Source organism: Pseudactinotalea sp. HY158 (assembly GCF_009660225.1).
Taxonomy (GTDB): Bacteria; Actinomycetota; Actinomycetes; order Actinomycetales; family Beutenbergiaceae; genus HY158.
In genome coordinates, this window is sequence record NZ_CP045920.1 from 618,972 (window position 1) to 633,324 (window position 14,353).

General features: G+C 74.3%; 15 protein-coding genes. 9 read left to right on the top strand and 6 right to left on the bottom strand.

The genetic code is table 11. The features are described from left to right. Positions 1-6: 6 nt before the first annotated feature. Both GCE65_RS02660 and GCE65_RS02665 read right to left on the bottom strand, forming a co-directional pair. Positions 7-1,656: a DNA repair helicase XPB gene (locus tag GCE65_RS02660; protein WP_153877289.1), complete on the bottom strand. Its 1,650-nt coding sequence runs from the start codon at positions 1,654-1,656 to the stop codon at positions 7-9. Between the two features lie 12 nt (positions 1,657-1,668). After that, on the bottom strand, positions 1,669-3,012 hold the full coding sequence (locus GCE65_RS02665) for a GNAT family N-acetyltransferase (RefSeq protein WP_228760079.1): 1,344 nt from the start codon (positions 3,010-3,012) through the stop codon (positions 1,669-1,671). 123 nt (positions 3,013-3,135) lie between these two features. Here GCE65_RS02665 and GCE65_RS02670 point away from each other — a divergent pair, with 123 nt between their 5' ends. The 3 genes from GCE65_RS02670 to GCE65_RS02680 all read left to right on the top strand — a co-directional run bounded on the left by GCE65_RS02670 (position 3,136) and on the right by GCE65_RS02680 (position 5,457). Further along, a complete protein-coding gene (locus GCE65_RS02670; RefSeq protein ID WP_153877290.1) occupies positions 3,136-4,818 on the top strand; it encodes a DUF885 domain-containing protein in 1,683 nt (560 codons plus the stop codon). 91 nt (positions 4,819-4,909) lie between these two features. Then, positions 4,910-5,176 carry a type II toxin-antitoxin system Phd/YefM family antitoxin gene (locus GCE65_RS02675; protein ID WP_152817378.1) on the top strand — a complete coding sequence of 89 codons (267 nt, stop codon included), beginning with the start codon at positions 4,910-4,912 and terminating at the stop codon, positions 5,174-5,176. Then, positions 5,173-5,457 (top strand): type II toxin-antitoxin system RelE/ParE family toxin, encoded by a 285-nt coding sequence (locus GCE65_RS02680; protein ID WP_194928796.1) that lies wholly within the window; start codon positions 5,173-5,175, stop codon positions 5,455-5,457. The genes GCE65_RS02675 and GCE65_RS02680 overlap by 4 nt, the downstream gene beginning before the upstream one ends. Before the next feature lie 84 nt (positions 5,458-5,541). Here GCE65_RS02680 and GCE65_RS16185 read toward each other — a convergent pair whose 3' ends face one another. Together GCE65_RS16185 and GCE65_RS02685 are read right to left on the bottom strand one after the other, a co-directional pair. After that, positions 5,542-5,844, bottom strand: coding sequence for a hypothetical protein (locus GCE65_RS16185; RefSeq protein ID WP_194928797.1), 303 nt, complete (start codon positions 5,842-5,844; stop codon positions 5,542-5,544). After that, complete coding sequence (locus GCE65_RS02685) at positions 5,823-7,796, bottom strand: helicase-associated domain-containing protein (RefSeq protein WP_153877291.1); 1,974 nt, start codon at positions 7,794-7,796, stop codon at positions 5,823-5,825. The genes GCE65_RS16185 and GCE65_RS02685 overlap by 22 nt, the downstream gene beginning before the upstream one ends. A gap of 180 nt (positions 7,797-7,976) precedes the next feature. On the opposite strand from GCE65_RS02685, the gene GCE65_RS02690 reads away from it, so the two are divergent. Genes GCE65_RS02690 through GCE65_RS02710 form a run of 5 tightly spaced genes read left to right on the top strand, consistent with a single transcriptional unit; the run spans position 7,977 to position 12,350 of the window. After that, the gene (locus tag GCE65_RS02690; RefSeq protein WP_153877292.1) at positions 7,977-8,360 is read left to right on the top strand and encodes a cold-shock protein; all 384 of its coding nucleotides are present in this window, start codon (positions 7,977-7,979) and stop codon (positions 8,358-8,360) included. Between the two features lie 10 nt (positions 8,361-8,370). Further along, positions 8,371-9,339, top strand: coding sequence for a DUF3027 domain-containing protein (locus GCE65_RS02695; RefSeq protein WP_153877293.1), 969 nt, complete (start codon positions 8,371-8,373; stop codon positions 9,337-9,339). Next, a complete protein-coding gene (locus GCE65_RS02700; RefSeq protein ID WP_153877294.1) occupies positions 9,336-10,610 on the top strand; it encodes an MFS transporter in 1,275 nt (424 codons plus the stop codon). Before GCE65_RS02695 ends, GCE65_RS02700 begins: the two co-directional genes overlap by 4 nt. After that, positions 10,607-11,305: an acVLRF1 family peptidyl-tRNA hydrolase gene (locus GCE65_RS02705; RefSeq protein ID WP_153877295.1), complete on the top strand. Its 699-nt coding sequence runs from the start codon at positions 10,607-10,609 to the stop codon at positions 11,303-11,305. Before GCE65_RS02700 ends, GCE65_RS02705 begins: the two co-directional genes overlap by 4 nt. A gap of 40 nt (positions 11,306-11,345) precedes the next feature. Continuing rightward, positions 11,346-12,350: an adenosine deaminase gene (locus tag GCE65_RS02710; RefSeq protein ID WP_153877296.1), complete on the top strand. Its 1,005-nt coding sequence runs from the start codon at positions 11,346-11,348 to the stop codon at positions 12,348-12,350. Positions 12,351-12,378: 28 nt separating this feature from the next. On the opposite strand, the gene GCE65_RS02715 is transcribed toward GCE65_RS02710, so the two are convergent. After that, positions 12,379-13,317 carry an NAD(P)-dependent oxidoreductase gene (locus GCE65_RS02715; protein WP_153877297.1) on the bottom strand — a complete coding sequence of 313 codons (939 nt, stop codon included), beginning with the start codon at positions 13,315-13,317 and terminating at the stop codon, positions 12,379-12,381. 124 nt (positions 13,318-13,441) lie between these two features. Here GCE65_RS02715 and GCE65_RS02720 point away from each other — a divergent pair, with 124 nt between their 5' ends. Next, the gene (locus GCE65_RS02720; protein ID WP_153877298.1) at positions 13,442-14,038 is read left to right on the top strand and encodes a hypothetical protein; all 597 of its coding nucleotides are present in this window, start codon (positions 13,442-13,444) and stop codon (positions 14,036-14,038) included. A gap of 19 nt (positions 14,039-14,057) precedes the next feature. Here GCE65_RS02720 and GCE65_RS02725 read toward each other — a convergent pair whose 3' ends face one another. Then, positions 14,058-14,333, bottom strand: a complete 276-nt coding sequence (locus tag GCE65_RS02725; RefSeq protein WP_152817384.1) for a DUF2530 domain-containing protein — start codon at positions 14,331-14,333, stop codon at positions 14,058-14,060. Between the last annotated feature and the right edge of the window lie 20 nt (positions 14,334-14,353).

A 14,353-nucleotide genomic window follows, 5' to 3' on the forward strand; every position in this document is an offset into this window, starting at 1 on the left:
CCGACCTCAGCCCGGCTGCCCGGGCGAGGTGCCGGCGTCCATGATCCGGTAGGCGTAGCCCTGCTCGGCGAGGAACCGCTGCCGGTGGGCGGCGAAGTCCGCGTCCACCGTGTCGCGGGCGACGACCGTGTAGAAGTGGGCGGTGCGCCCGTCCTTCTTCGGGCGCATGATGCGGCCGAGTCGCTGGGCCTCCTCCTGTCGGGAGCCGAACGTGCCCGAGACCTGGATCGCGACCGCCGCCTCGGGCAGGTCGATCGAGAAGTTCGCCACCTTGCTCACGACGAGCACCCGGATCCGGCCGGTGCGGAACTCCTCGAACAGCTCCTGGCGTTGCTTGACGGTCGTGGCCCCCGTGATGAGCGGGGCCTCGAGATGACCCGAGAGCTCCTCGAGCTGGTCGATGTACTGGCCGATCACGAGTACCTGATCGTGTGGATGGGCCGCCACGAGTTGCTCGACCACCCGCACCTTGCCCGGCGCGGAGGCGGCGAGGCGGTACTTCTCCTCGGGCTCCGCGCTCGCGTAGACCATCCGTTCGCCCTGGGGCAGGTCGAGGCGCACCTCGACGCAGTCCGCCGGCGCGATATAGCCCTGCGCCTCGATGTCCTTCCACGGGGCGTCGTAGCGCTTCGGGCCGATGAGCGAGAACACCTCGTCCTCCCGGCCGTCCTCGCGCACGAGCGTGGCCGTGAGCCCGAGCCGGCGCCGGGCCTGCAGGTCCGCAGTCATCCGGAAGATCGGGGCGGGAAGCAGGTGCACCTCGTCGTAGAGGATGAGGCCCCAGTCGCGGGCGTCGAGCAGGTCGAGGTGGGTGTAGACGCCCTTGCGGCGGGTCGTGAGCACCTGATAGGTCGCGATCGTCACGGGCCGGATCTCCTTGCGGGCACCGGAGTACTCGCCGATCTCGTCCTCGGTCAGGGTGGTGCGCCGGAGCAGCTCGTCGCGCCACTGCCGCGCCGAGACCGTGTTCGTCACGAGGATGAGGGTGGTCGCCTCCGCCCGGGCCATCGCCGCCGCGCCCACGATGGTCTTGCCCGCCCCGCAGGGAAGCACGACGACGCCGGAGCCGCCGTGCCAGAACCCCTCGACCGCCTCCTCCTGGTAGGGCCGCAGCGCCCACGTGTCGGTCACGAGGCCGATCGCGTGCGCCTCGCCGTCGACGTAGCCCGCGAGATCCTCCGCGGGCCAGCCGAGCTTGACGAGCACCTGCTTGAGGTGGCCCCGCTGGCTCGGGTGCACCGCGACGCTCACCTCGTCGATCCGCTCGCCCACGAGGCCCGCCATCCGCTTGGACCGCAGCACCTCGGTGAGCACCGCCACCTCCACCGCGTGCAGCACGAGGCCGTGGGTGGGGTGGGCCACGAGCTGGAGCCGGCCGTAGCGGGACATGGTCTCCGCGACGTCGACGAGCAGCGAATGCGGCACCGGATAGCGCGAATACGTGATGAGGGCGTCGACCACGTGCTCGGCGTCGAAGCCCGCGGCCCGTGCGTTCCACAGCCCCAGCGGCGTGAGCCGGTAGGTGTGGATGTGCTCGGGCGCCCGTTCCAACTCCGCGAACGGCGCGATCGCCCGCCGGCAGGCGCCCGCATCCGGGTGGTCGACCTCGAGCAGGAGGGTCTTGTCGGACTGGACGATGAGCGGGCCGGTGGTCATCCACCCATTGTCTCAGCCTCCGCCCACGCGCCGGGTGAGTGATCGCACACCCCCGGACGAGCCTCGGCCCCGGCCCTCAGAAGATCCAGTCGACCACGGGCGCGACGGGCCACGACAGCGCCGTCGACGCCGCCGCGAGCGCCCCCGGGTCCGCCGCCGCGACGAGCCCGGCGGCGCGAGCGCCGCGAGCGACGTCCCGCCCAGGTACGCCGCGCTCAGCTCGCGCACGTCGAGCGAGAGGTGAGCTGCGTCGTCCGTACGCGTGACCTCGGGGTGGTCCCACGCGCGCCCGCGCAGCCGCCAGCGCCCGGCGCTCGCGGGCAGGAGGTCGTCGGTCAGCTCGAGGACGACGTCCACGTCGCCCGCGAGCGTGCGCGCCGTGAGCGCCCCGGGCACGTCGACGAGGCGCAGCCAGGAGTTGTCCTGGTAGGTCGGGCTGCAACGGCGCAGGTCGAGCAGCCAGTCGAGCAGCGGATCGTCGAGCGCGAGCATCGGCGTGCGGATCGTCGTCATGAGGTCGAGGTCGAGGAGCACCCGCCACAGCCGGTGGGTCGCGGCGGGGTCGAGGCCCACGGCCCCGCCCACGCGCACGACCCCGGTCGGGCCGGCCGCCTCCCAGGCGAGCGAGCGGCGGAACGTGGCATAGGCGCGCACCTCCGCACCGCGCACGAGCACGACCTTGCGGGCCTCGAGACCGCCCCGCAGGGCGGGGGTGTCGGCGGCGCGGGAGGCCGCCAGCGCCGGGGTCTCCCACGTGGCCCAGCCCGGACGCCCCAGGCCCCGGCGGCCGTGCTCGCGATGCACCCCGGACACGAGGTCGGCGTGCACCGCGGGGTCCCAGTCGGCGATCTCGACGGTCAGCTCCGCGGCCTCGCGCGCGGCCGGGCCGGGCAGCGGGCGCAGCTCGGCGGCGCGCGGGATGGTCAACTCGAGGTGGCGGGTGGCCAGGCCGTAGCCGAAGCGGCCGTAGATCGCCGGCTCGGCGGCCGTGAGCCCGGAGACCACCTCGCCCGCCTCGACGCAGCCGGCCAGGTGCCGGGTGATCATCGCCCGGAGCAGTCCCCGGCGCCGATGCCCCGGATGCACGCCGACCCACGTGAGCCAGCCGCAGCGGGCGTGTCCGCCGGGCACGGGGTAGGCCGCGAGCGGGTGGGTCGAATGGATCGCGGCGAGCGGGCCGCCGGGTTCGGGGCCCGATTCGATTCCCCACGTGCGCTCCCACGTGAGCGGATCGGGCGCGGTGAGCTGGTCCTCGAGGCTCGTGCCGGTGGGGAAGACCATCGTGTCCAGGCCCACGACCTCCCGCCGGCGCTCGGGTCCGAGCCGGACGAATCTGTACGGTGCGGGCACGGTCATGGGCCCAGTCTGGCGAGGCCCGGCGGGCGGGGCAATGGAATTCCGGTGCACGGTGCGCGATCGCCCACCCGGAGGTGGACCTGGGTCCTATCGGCGCCGAAGTGTGGCGGATAGCCTGGCGTCATGCCTGTTGAGTCGCGGACCTCCACGCCCATCGATGCCCTGTGCGAACGCTTCCTCCTCTCCCTGGCCGAGCTGCAGCCGGAGCTGCGGATCTACCTCGGGCTCGCGGGCGACCGCACCGCGTTCACCGACCTGTCCCCGGCCGGGCGCGAGGCCGAGCGGGCGCTGTTCACCCGCACCCGGGCCGAGCTCGTCGGGATCGAGGTGAAGGACGAGGTCGACTGGGTCACGAAGATCGAGCTCGCCCGCGACCTGGGCCTGCGGCTCGAGGTGCTCGAGGCCAAGTGGGATCAGCGCGACCTGAACAACCTCGCGAGCCCCTCCCAGGAGATCCGGCAGAGCTTCGACCTGCTGCCCAGGGCGACCGAGGAGGACTGGGCCGTCGTCGCCGGCCGGCTCGCGGGGGTTCCAGGCGCGATGGCCGGCTACCTGACCACGCTGCGGGAGGGGATCGCCGAGCACAACACGCCCGCGCGCCGGCAGGCCGAGATCGTCGCCGCCACGCTCACCGACTACCTCGACGGCGAGGGCTACTTCGGGCGGCTCATCGCGCCGTCCGCCGGGCTCGTCGGCGCGGGGCTGCGGGCCGACCTCGAGCGCGGAGCGGCGGCGGCCACGGGCGCCTACGCCGAGTTCGCCCAGTTCCTGCGCGAGGAACTGCTCCCCGGGGCGACGCCGAACGACGGCGTGGGCCGCGACCTGTACGACCTGCAGTTGCGCCGCTTCCTCGGCGCGACCGTGGAGCTCGACGAGACGTACGAATGGGGGCTGGCCGAGCTCGCGCGGATGCGCGCCGAACAGGAGGAGATCGCCGGTCGGATCGTGCCCGGGGGGACCGTGGCCGAGGCGATCGCCCACCTGGACTCCGATCCCGCCCGCCGGCTGCACGGCACCCGCGCGCTGCGGGAGTGGATGCAGGCCACGGCGGACGAGGCGATCGACGCCCTCGGCCGGGAGCACTTCGACATCCCCGCACCGGTGCGGACCCTCGAGTGCATGATCGCGCCGACGACGTCCGGGGAGATCTACTACACCCCGCCCTCGGACGACTTCTCCCGCCCGGGGCAGATGTGGTGGGCCGTGCCCGAGGGGGTGACGGAGTTCAACACGTGGCGCGAGAAGACCACCGTGTACCACGAGGGCGTGCCCGGACACCATCTGCAGCTCGGGCAGGCGGTCTACAACCGCGAGCAGCTCAACTCGTGGCGCCGGGCGGCGGGCACGTCCGGGCACGCGGAGGGGTGGGCGCTGTACGCCGAGCGACTCATGGACGAGCTCGGCTACCTGAGCGACCCGGGCGATCGGCTCGGCATGCTCGACGGGCAGCGGATGCGCGCGGCCCGGGTGGTGCTCGACATCGGGGTGCACCTGGGCAAGGTCCGCCCGGACGGCGAGGGTCGCTGGACCTACGACTACGCGCTCGAGTTCATGCGCGAGAACGTGAACATGGACGACAAGTTCGTGCAGTTCGAGGTGAACCGGTACTTCGGCTGGCCCGGCCAGGCGCCCTCCTACAAGCTGGGTCAGCGCATCTTCGACGAGCTGCGTGCCGACGTGCAGGAGGTCGAGGGGGCCGGCTTCGACTTCAAGGACTATCACCGGAGGATCCTCGACATGGGCGGCGTCGGGCTCGACACGCTGCGGGCGGCGGTCGGTCGGCAGGTCGCGGGCCACCGGCATTAGCAGGGGCCGGCGCCGCGGATGCGGACAGCAGGCGGCGGTCATTCGCGAGGGGCCCTTGCGCTGGTCGCGTGCTGTAGCCACAATTGTGTACATGTCTACCGGGCCCCTTCGTGATATCCGCAACCGCTTCAGCGACGTTGTCGACCGCGTCCAGCACGAGCACGAACGCGTGACGGTCACGCGCAACGGGCGACCCGCCGCGGTCATCATCAGTCCCGACGACCTGGCCGCACTCGAGGAGACCTTGGCCGTACTGAGTGACCCGCAGGCACTGGCCGATATTCGCGAGGCCGATGCGGCCTACGCGGCCGGAGAGGTCGTTCGCGGCGCCGACGCGGCTCGTGCCCTGCGGCGGTGAACGAGGAGGAGGCACCGTTCGAATTGGTGCTGGCGCCACCAGCGGTTCGGGCGATCCAGCAGGCCTTGCCCGAGGCGGTCGCGACCGCCGTCCTCGAGTTCGCCACCGGAGCGCTCGTGCGGAACCCTCGGAGGGTCGGCACGCCCCTTCGCGGCGAACTCGCCGGCATCTACTCGGCGCGACGAGGAACGTATCGCGTGCTCTATCGCATCAACGACGCCGACCACGACGTCGTTGTCCTACGGATCGAGCACAGGCGAGACGCGTATCGGGCACGCTGAGCAGGCGCTCCCGTCCGAGGGCCGAGAGTGTCGGCGCGGGCGGGAACCGCCGGTCGACATCGGGTGCACCTGGGCAAGGCCGGTTCAGGCCGGGTCGACCCGGATGAGCCGGTGCACCGCGAGCACGATCTCGGCGTCGCGGGTCACGTCGAGGAGCCGGATCCTGCCGCCGTCGACGCTCAGTACCCGCACCGTGCGTTCGTCGATGCGGCCCCGATCGGCGGCCACGGCGATGCGGACGTGGCGCCCGTGCGCGGCGGCGACCCGGAGCAGTTCCAGTTGGTCCGCCGTGACGGAGTCGCCCGCGGCGTCGAACTCCCCGGCGAGCACCGCCTCCTCCCGGGCATCGCCCTCGCGCAGCCGGGTCACGACCTGTTCGGCCGGCACCGGCGCCGCGGCCTCGGCCCGTCGCCGGGTCCGCGTGGCCCGCACCGCGGTGCGGGCGTCGGGGAGGAGCTCGCCACTGGCGGACTCGGGCCGGGCCGCCGCCCCCGCCTCGCGCAGCAGGCCCAGCACGGCCGCCTCCCGAGCGTGCTCACGGCGACGGTCGGCGCGAGCAGCCGCAGGCCGAGCCGCGGGTCGGCGACGAGCTCGGCGAGGGCCGGCGCACTCGCGCGCACGTAGCAGCCCACGGCCCCGACACGGATCGAGCCGTGGCGACGGCCGGCGTCCTCGATCAGATACTCGAGCGCCTGCGGCAGCGGCGTACGACTCCGGGCGCGCAGCCGCTCGAGGAGCTCCTCCGCCGACAGGCCGCGCTCGAGCGCCGCGGCCACCGATCCGGGGGTGAACCGCACGGTGAGGCCCTGGCCGTGGCTCTCCGTCAGCGCGGCGAGCTCGACCAGCTCGCCCAGCTCCCGGCTCGGCGGTCCGGGCACGATGCCGGTGAGGTCTCCCTGGATGATCAGCTCGTCCACGGGAGCGGGCGCCACCCGCGCCCAGGCGGCGGCGAGCGCGTCCGGCCCGGACCCGCCCCGGCCCGGGGGCTCCAGCACGGCCCGCCCGAGCACCGTGAGCGCACCGGCGGCCACGAGGCCCAGCTCGGCGGCCTCGGCGCACACGGCGGCGACCGTCTCCGCGGGCGGCGCCGACCGGGGCGAATGCCAGGCGAGGTGGGCGGTGAGGTCCGTGAGCGCGGGGGCGTGGGAGTCCGGCCAGGCGGCGAGCGCCTCGAGCACCTGCCGGCGCAGCGCGGGCGCCCAGGCGCGGTCGACCTCGGGGGTGAGCGCGGCCCGGATGCCGGTGCGCCGGGCCGTGTTGCCCGCGCTCCCCACGAGCCACGACACCTGCGTCTGCTCGAGCCATGCCCGCACGCACGCGGCCCACTGCTCCCCCGGGGACGACCCCGCCCAGCCACCGGCCCGGAGCGTCGGCGCCCAGCCGTCGGCGTCGAGGCCCGCGTGGATCCCGATCAGGCCGGCGGCGTCGGCCACCTGAACGGCCAGCGCGAATCGGCCCAGGTCCTGCGGCCGCGCCGACGAGCTCTCGAGCCGGGCCGCGGCGGCGCGCAGCTCCCGCACCCCGAGTCCGCCGGAGCGAAGCACCGTGGCCGGTTCCTCGCCCCACAGGTCGAGCAGACCGCCGATCCGCCGCAGGAACGCGCCGGCCGCCTCGAGTGCCTCGGCGGTCACCATCGCCGCCATGCGCTCCGCGCCGGCCGGGGTCGGCGGGGCCGGGGGAGCGGCGGTGGCCACATGCGGCGCGCGGACGGCCAGGCCCACCTCCCGCGGCAGCACCACCTGGGTCGGGCTGATCCGGGCGAGCACGTGATGGGCGAGGAGCCAGGTGACCGCATCCGGGACCTCCCCCTCGGGATGTGAGCCCGTGGCCGGGCCGCGGGCGAGGGAGCGCACCATCGCCGCCGCCGCGGGGGGCGCGCCGGCGAGGATCGCGGTGAGGGCCGCCGGCGTCGCGGGAACGAGCCCCGGGTCGGGCGCCACATCCGGGACGGCCGGCCCGAGACCGAGGGTGAGCCGGTGCCACGGCGTGCCCCGGAGCGCCTCGGCCGCGGCGGGCACGAGCTCCTCGTCGAGCACGAGTGCGAGCCGGGTGAGTTCGGCGAGCCGGTCGGCCGCCTCGGCCGTGGAGGTGCCGAGCGCGCCCGCGAGCTCCACGGGGGCGGCCGGGACCCGCCCGATGGCGAGCGCCTCGGCGGCGCGCAGCGGCGGTGCCGGAAGCCGGCCGAGCGCGCGCTGGACGGAGGCCGGGCTCAGTGCCCGCACCGCCAAGGCCGCGGTCGAGGAGGGCTGGGGCGTGGCCAGGTCCTGCCGGGCGTGCACCAGGGCCGTGAGTTCCCCATCGGAGGCCGCCCGCAGCCGCCGCATCAGATCGGTGCGCACGGATCCATGCTAGCGGCGGCGGCGAACCGGCCGGCCGGGCGAGGGTGGGCAGTGCCGGCCGGACGGTGCCGCCCGGACGGGGTCGCCCGGGCGGAGCCTGGACGGGTAGCCTATGGGTGTCGGCCCGCGGGGCCGGTCGCGCGCGTGCGTGCCGATCGTTTCGAGAGCAGAGGGATTCGCGTGCCCAGCGGCAAGGTCAAGTTCTACGATGCCGATCGCGGCTTCGGCTTCATCGCCTCCGACGACGGAAGCGAAGTGTTCCTGCACGCCTCCGCGCTGCCCGCCGACACCCCCGCCCCCCGCCCCGGTGCCCGGGTGGAATTCGGGGTGGCCGACGGTCGCCGTGGCCCCCAGGCCCTGGCGGTCACCGTTCTCGACGAGGGGCCCTCGGTCAGCCGCGCTCGACGCAAGCCGGCCGATCAGATGGTTCCCATCGTCGAGGACCTCATCACCCTCCTCGACCGTTCCGGGGGCCGGCTCCGCTCGGGCCGCTACCCCGAACGGGCGGAGGCCACCAAGATCGCCTCGGTCCTGCGGGCCGTGGCCGACGAATTCGACGCGTGAGCGAAACCATATGACTGCTTCCCCCATTCCCGCCGCCACCAAATCCGGAAAGGACGCCGTGCTGGCGGATGCGGTCGACCGCGCCCGCGAGGCGGCACTGGCCGACGGCGAGGACTTCGTCGGCGACCACCTCGGCTTCGTGCTCGAGGACGTGCGCCGCGGCACCCACTACTTCGCGTGCACCCACCCCGGGTATCACGGCTGGATGTGGGCCGTCACGGTGACCCGCATCGCCCGCGCCCGCAAGGCCACGGTGTGCGAGAGCGGGCTGCTGCCCGGGCCGAGCGCGCTGCTCGCCCAGGCCTGGGTGCCGTGGGCCGACCGGCTCGCCCCCGGCGACCTGCGCCCCACCGACCGGCTTCCCTACGACGGGGACGATGCGCGGCTCGAGTCCGGCTACGTCGCCACCGGCGACCCCGAGACGGACCGGGTCGCCATCGTCGAGCTCGGCCTCGACCGCACCCGGGTGATGACCCGACCCGCGCTCGATGCGACCGCGACCCGGTGGTACAACTCGGTCCACGGACCCTCCTCCGCCGGATCCAAGGCGGCCGAGGCGGACTGCAGCACCTGCGGCTTCCTGATCCCGCTCGCGGGCCACCTGGGAACGTTGTTCGGCGTGTGCGCGAACGAGTGGTCCCCCGACGACGGCAAGGTCGTCAGCCTCGACCACGGCTGCGGCGCCCACTCGGAGACCGACGTCGCCGACCAGGGCCCCGACTGGCAGCAGAGCGCGCCCGTGATCGACGAGAGCAACCTCGAACTCTCCGCCGCGGAACCAGCCGAGGCGGCCCCTGAGGCGACCCCGGAACCGGCCCCGGAGGCGGCCGCGGAACCAGCCGCGGCCGACCCGGAACCGGCCGCGGCCGATGAGGTCGACCCGGAATCGGCCGCCCCGGAATCGGCCGCCCCGGAGGCACCCGGTGCCGAGACGGACGCGCCCGCGCCGGCCCCCGAGGGCGACACGCCCGCGTCATGAGCCCCTCCCGGGACCCGCGCACGACGGAGGACCCGGTGACCGCCGGGATCACGTCGCTGCGCCCGCTCGTCCCGGGCGTGTACCTGCCCTCGCTGCTCTTCGAGATCGGCGTCGGCGCCGTGCTGCCGATGATTCCGGTCATCGCCTCCTCCCTCGGCGCCGACCTGGGCACCGCCGCGTTCATCGCCGCGCTGCTGCCGATCGGGCACATCCTCGCCGACGTGCCCGCCGGGGCGCTCGCCGCCAGATTCGGCGACCGGGCGGCCATGATCGGCTCCTCCGGCGCCGCGGTGATCGGCGCCGTCCTCGCCGGTCTGTCCGGGGTGACCGGCAGCCTGGCGATGCTGGCGATCGGCGTGCTCCTGCTCGGGGCGACCGAGGCCGTCTACGGGCTCGCCCGGCAGTCCTACCTCACCGAGGCCGTGCACCCGCTGCGCCGGGCCCGCGCCATGTCGACCCTCGGCGGGGTCCACCGGATCGGACTGTTCATCGGCCCCTTCGCCGGCGCCGGACTCGCCCTGGTCGCAGGCTCCTCGGCGGCGTTCTGGCTCGCCGGGGCGACCTCGCTGGCCGCCGCCGCGGTCGTCTTCTCCACCGCCGAGATCGCGGGCGAGCGCGCACCGACCGGGGGAGCCGGACGGGCGAGCATGGCGCAGGTGCTCCGCGACAACCGCGAGGTCTTCGCCACCCTCGGCGTGGCCATCCTGCTCATCGGCGCCGTCCGCGGGGCGCGGCAGGTCGTGCTGCCGCTGTGGACCGAATCCCTCGGCTACTCCCCGGCGGCGACCTCGCTCGTCTTCGGGATCGCCGGCGCCGTGGACATGCTGCTGTTCTATCCCGCGGGCAAGGTCATGGACCGGCTCGGACGGCTCTGGGTCGCCATCCCCTCGATGATCGTCATGGGCCTCACCCTGCTCGCGCTGCCGCTCGCCACCACATTCGCCTCGATCTGCGTGATCGCGGTCGTGCTCGGCTTCGGCAACGGCATCGGATCGGGCATCCTCATGACCCTCGGCGCCGACACCGCCCCGGCGGAGCAGCGCTCCCAGTACCTCGGCATCTGGCGCGTCTTCGCCGACTCCGGCAGCGCCACGGGACCCCTGATCGTCTCCGCCGGCGCCGCGGCCGGATCCCTCGCCGCCGGCATCATGGCCGTCGGCGTGCTCAGCGCGGGCACCGTGGCCGCGCTCGCCCGCTGGGTACCCCGGTGGTCGGTGCACGCGAACCGCCGCACCCGGCGCGAGGCCGGCATCGAGCCGGGCGCCCCGTGACGATCCGCGACCTCGACCTCGCGCCCGGCCGCCTGCCCGGCTGGATCGAACGGTTCGCGGCCGACCACGGCACCGGTGGCAGGATCGAGGCCACCGCGGATGCGGGGGCGCTCGTGCTGACCGGCAGCGACGCGGTCGTCGCGCGCCTGCGCGGATGGTTCCCGCTCGCCGCCGGGCCGACCGGGGCGATCGGTCCGGTTCCCGACATCCCCGGCCCCCTCCTCGCCGAGCTCACCCGCGGCCCCGACCACGTCGGCCTCGTGCTGCTGCGCCGCGGCGGCTACGCGATCGGACTGGCCCGCGGCGGGAGACTCGTCGCCCACAAATGCGGCACCCGCTACGTGCAGGGCCGCACCGCCGCCGGCGGGCAGTCCCAGCAGCGTTTCGCCCGCCGCCGCGGCAACCAGGCGGACGCCCTCGTCGAGGCCGCCGCCGGCCACGCCGAGCGGATCCTCGCCCCGCTGCTCGAGCCGCGGGGCCTCGACCTCGGCGGCGCGCCGGGGGCGGGCCTGGTGCTCGGCGGCGACCGGATCCTGCTCGAGCAGCTGTTCGCGGGCCGCGCCCTCGCGCGGTTACGAAAGCTCCCCACCCGGGAGTTCCCGGACGTGACCAACCCGCGCTACGTCGTCCTCGAGCAGACCCTGACCCGCGCCCGAAGCGTGGCCGTGCGGATCGAGCACCCCGACGCGCGGTGAAGCGCCGACACGGCCGGGGCGGATCTGGCACCCTGGGCCGATGACCCTCGACACGCCCCCGTGCGCGGAACTGCACCTGCACATCGAAGGCACGCTCGAGCCCGAGATGGTGTTCGCGCTCGCCGACCGCAACCGCATCCGCCTCGATTCCGCCGGGCCGGACGAACTCGCCGCCCGGTACGCGTTCAGGAACCTGCAGTCCTTCCTCGACCTGTACTACGCCAACATGGACGTGCTGCGCACCGAGGACGACTTCGCCGACCTCACGAGCGCGTACGTGCGCCGAGCCGCGGCGGGCGGGGTGCGTCACGCCGAGATCATGTTCGACCCGCAGGCCCACACCAGCCGCGGGGTCCCGCTCGAGGTGAGCGTCGCGGGCGTCGCCCACGGATTGCGGACGACGGCCGCCGAGCTGGGCATGAGCACGCGCCTCATCGCGGCGTTCCTGCGGGACCGGCCCGAACAGGAGGCGATCTCCGTGCTCGAGCAGCTGCTCGATCAGGACGCGCCCATCGCCGCGATCGGTCTCGACTCGGCCGAGGTGGGAAACCCGCCGGCGAAGTTCACGCGGCTGTTCGAGCTGGCCCGGGCGCGCGGCCTCGACCTCGTGGCGCACGCGGGGGAGGAGGGCCCGCCCGAGTACGTGTGGCAGGCGATCGACCTGCTCGGGGTGTTCCGGGTGGATCACGGCATCCGCTCCGTGGAGGACTCCCGGCTCGTGGCCCGGCTCGTAGCCGACCGCACGCCGCTGACGGTGTGCCCGCTGTCGAACGTGCGGTTGCGGGCCGTGGACTCGATCGCGGCCCATCCGCTGGGGGTCATGCTCGAGGCGGGCCTGAACGTGAGCGTGAACTCGGACGATCCGGCCTATTTCGGCGGCTACGTGGACGACAACTTCCGGGCCGCCCGCGACGGTCTCGGCCTCGGACGCGATCAGCTGGCCACGCTGGCCCGGAACTCGATCGCCTCCTCCGTGCTGCCCGCGGGGCGCGGGGGCGAGTTGCTGGCCGAGATCGACGCGTGGGCGGCCGCGCCGGCCGACTGAACGGGCGCCCCGCCCGGAGGCGCCGGTCTCAGGGGTGGGTGCGGCCGAGCAACTCCTCCCCGGCGAGGTGGCGGCGCAGGTTCTCCTCGATGAGCCGGCCCGGGTGCTGGGGTCGCCCACCGGCGGAATGCGGGGTGAGGATGAGGTTCGGCGCGGCCCAGAGCGGGGAGTCCGCCGGGAGCGGTTCGGTGCGGAACACGTCGAGGGCGGCGCCGGCGATCGTGCCCGCGCGCAGGGCCTCGAGCAGGGCGTCGTCGTCGACCACGGAGCCGCGGCCGACGTTGACGAACCAGGCGTGGGCGGGCAGCGCACCGAAGACCTCGCGCGAGATGATCGAGTCGGTCGCCGCCGTGCCCGGCAGGATCGAGACGAGCGCATCGGTCGCGGGCAGGATCCGCGGCAGATCATCCGGGGTCACGACCGGGTGGCCGTGCCGGTCCCCGGCGCTGCGGGCCACCCCCGTGACCTGCGCCCCCATCGCGCTCAGGTAGCCGGCGAGCACGGCGGCGATGCCGCCGAAGCCCCAGATGGTCACGCGCGCCCCGGAGATCTGCGTGAATCCCGTGCGCTTGACGGTCTGGTTGCCACTGAGCGGCCGGAACCACTCGCTGCGCTGCTGGGCGAGCGTGGTCTGGTCGAGTCGGCGGGCGGCCGCGAGCAGGAGCGCCAGGGTGTGCTCGGCGACCGGCACGTCGTGGAGACCGACACCGCCGAGGATCGGCACCCCCGGGGCGAAGCCCGCGGCGTGGAGGGAGTCCGTGCCCGCCATGAGCCCCTGGATATACGCCAGGTTCGGCAGCTCGGCCGCCAGCGTGGCGAGCCGGGCGGGCGGGTTGAGCCAGCTCACGAGCACCGCGGCGTCGCGGTGCTCCGGCGGAATCGGCTCGCGGACGTCGTAGCGGACGTCTTCGACTCCTTCCGGCGGCGTGAACTCGATCGGGATGACGGTGGGCACGAGGATCTTCACGAGCCCCACCGTAATGGCCGGGCGCGGAGTCGGTGGCGAGCCGGCGCGCGGAGTGGCGCCGGGGAGGTTTCGGACTCGGGGTTAGGGTGAGGGCGCCCCTTCGCTCCCACACGTGAGGACATCGATGCGACGCCGTCTCCTGATCGTCCCGCTCACGGCTCTCGCCCTGACGCTTGCAGGCTGCACGGACCCCTCTCCGGAGGTGTCCGCGGAGGCCGGCGATGCGAGCCCGGCGGCGAGCGGCGCGGCGGAGCAGCAGGCGGCGCGGCCGCGTCCGGGAGACGACTGGAACGCGGCCGATCGCGAGTACGTGCCCGCCGTGCTGGCCGATCTCGAGGGGCTGGTCGTGCTGCACGAGGAGCTGCTCGGCGTGGAGGAGCTGCCCAAGCGTGCGCAGGAGCTGGCGAGCGGCCTCGATGCGGTGCTCACGATGGAGGTCGCGGAACTGACCGACCTCATGGATTCGGTCGACGGCCTCGAGCCCGTCCGGACCGATACGACCGCGGCCGTCGAGGCCATCGCCTCCGCCGGGTCTCCCGCCGACGCGCTCGCCGTCTACCTGCCCGCGGTGACCGAGCTCTACGATTCCGCGATCGAGCGCAGCAACGACGTGCTCGAGGCGGGCGCGGCCGAACAGGTGCGCACCCTCGCCCAGGACCTGGCCGAGGGCCTCGCCGCGGACGCGGAGCAGGTGGCCGGGCTCGAGGCCGAGGCCGAGTAGCGCGCCGCCGACTCGGCGATCAGGCGGCCGAGTCCTCGTCCCGCGCGGGTTCCTGGTTCTCGGACATGCCCGCGTCGTCGATCAGGTGCATCCGGTGCGCCCAGGCGTAGCCGATGCTTCCCAGGACGATCCCGGCGATGCAGATGAGGAAGTAGCGGTTCGAGGGCGCGGCCCCCGCCAGGCGCATGATCGCGAGCGCGGCGATGGTCAGGATCCAGCCGACGATCCCGGCCAGGAAGATCGCCTTGGCGTTGACGCGGGCCGGGGACAGCTCGCTGGGAGGGGTCTCGCTCACCTGGGCGATGCTAGCGGGAT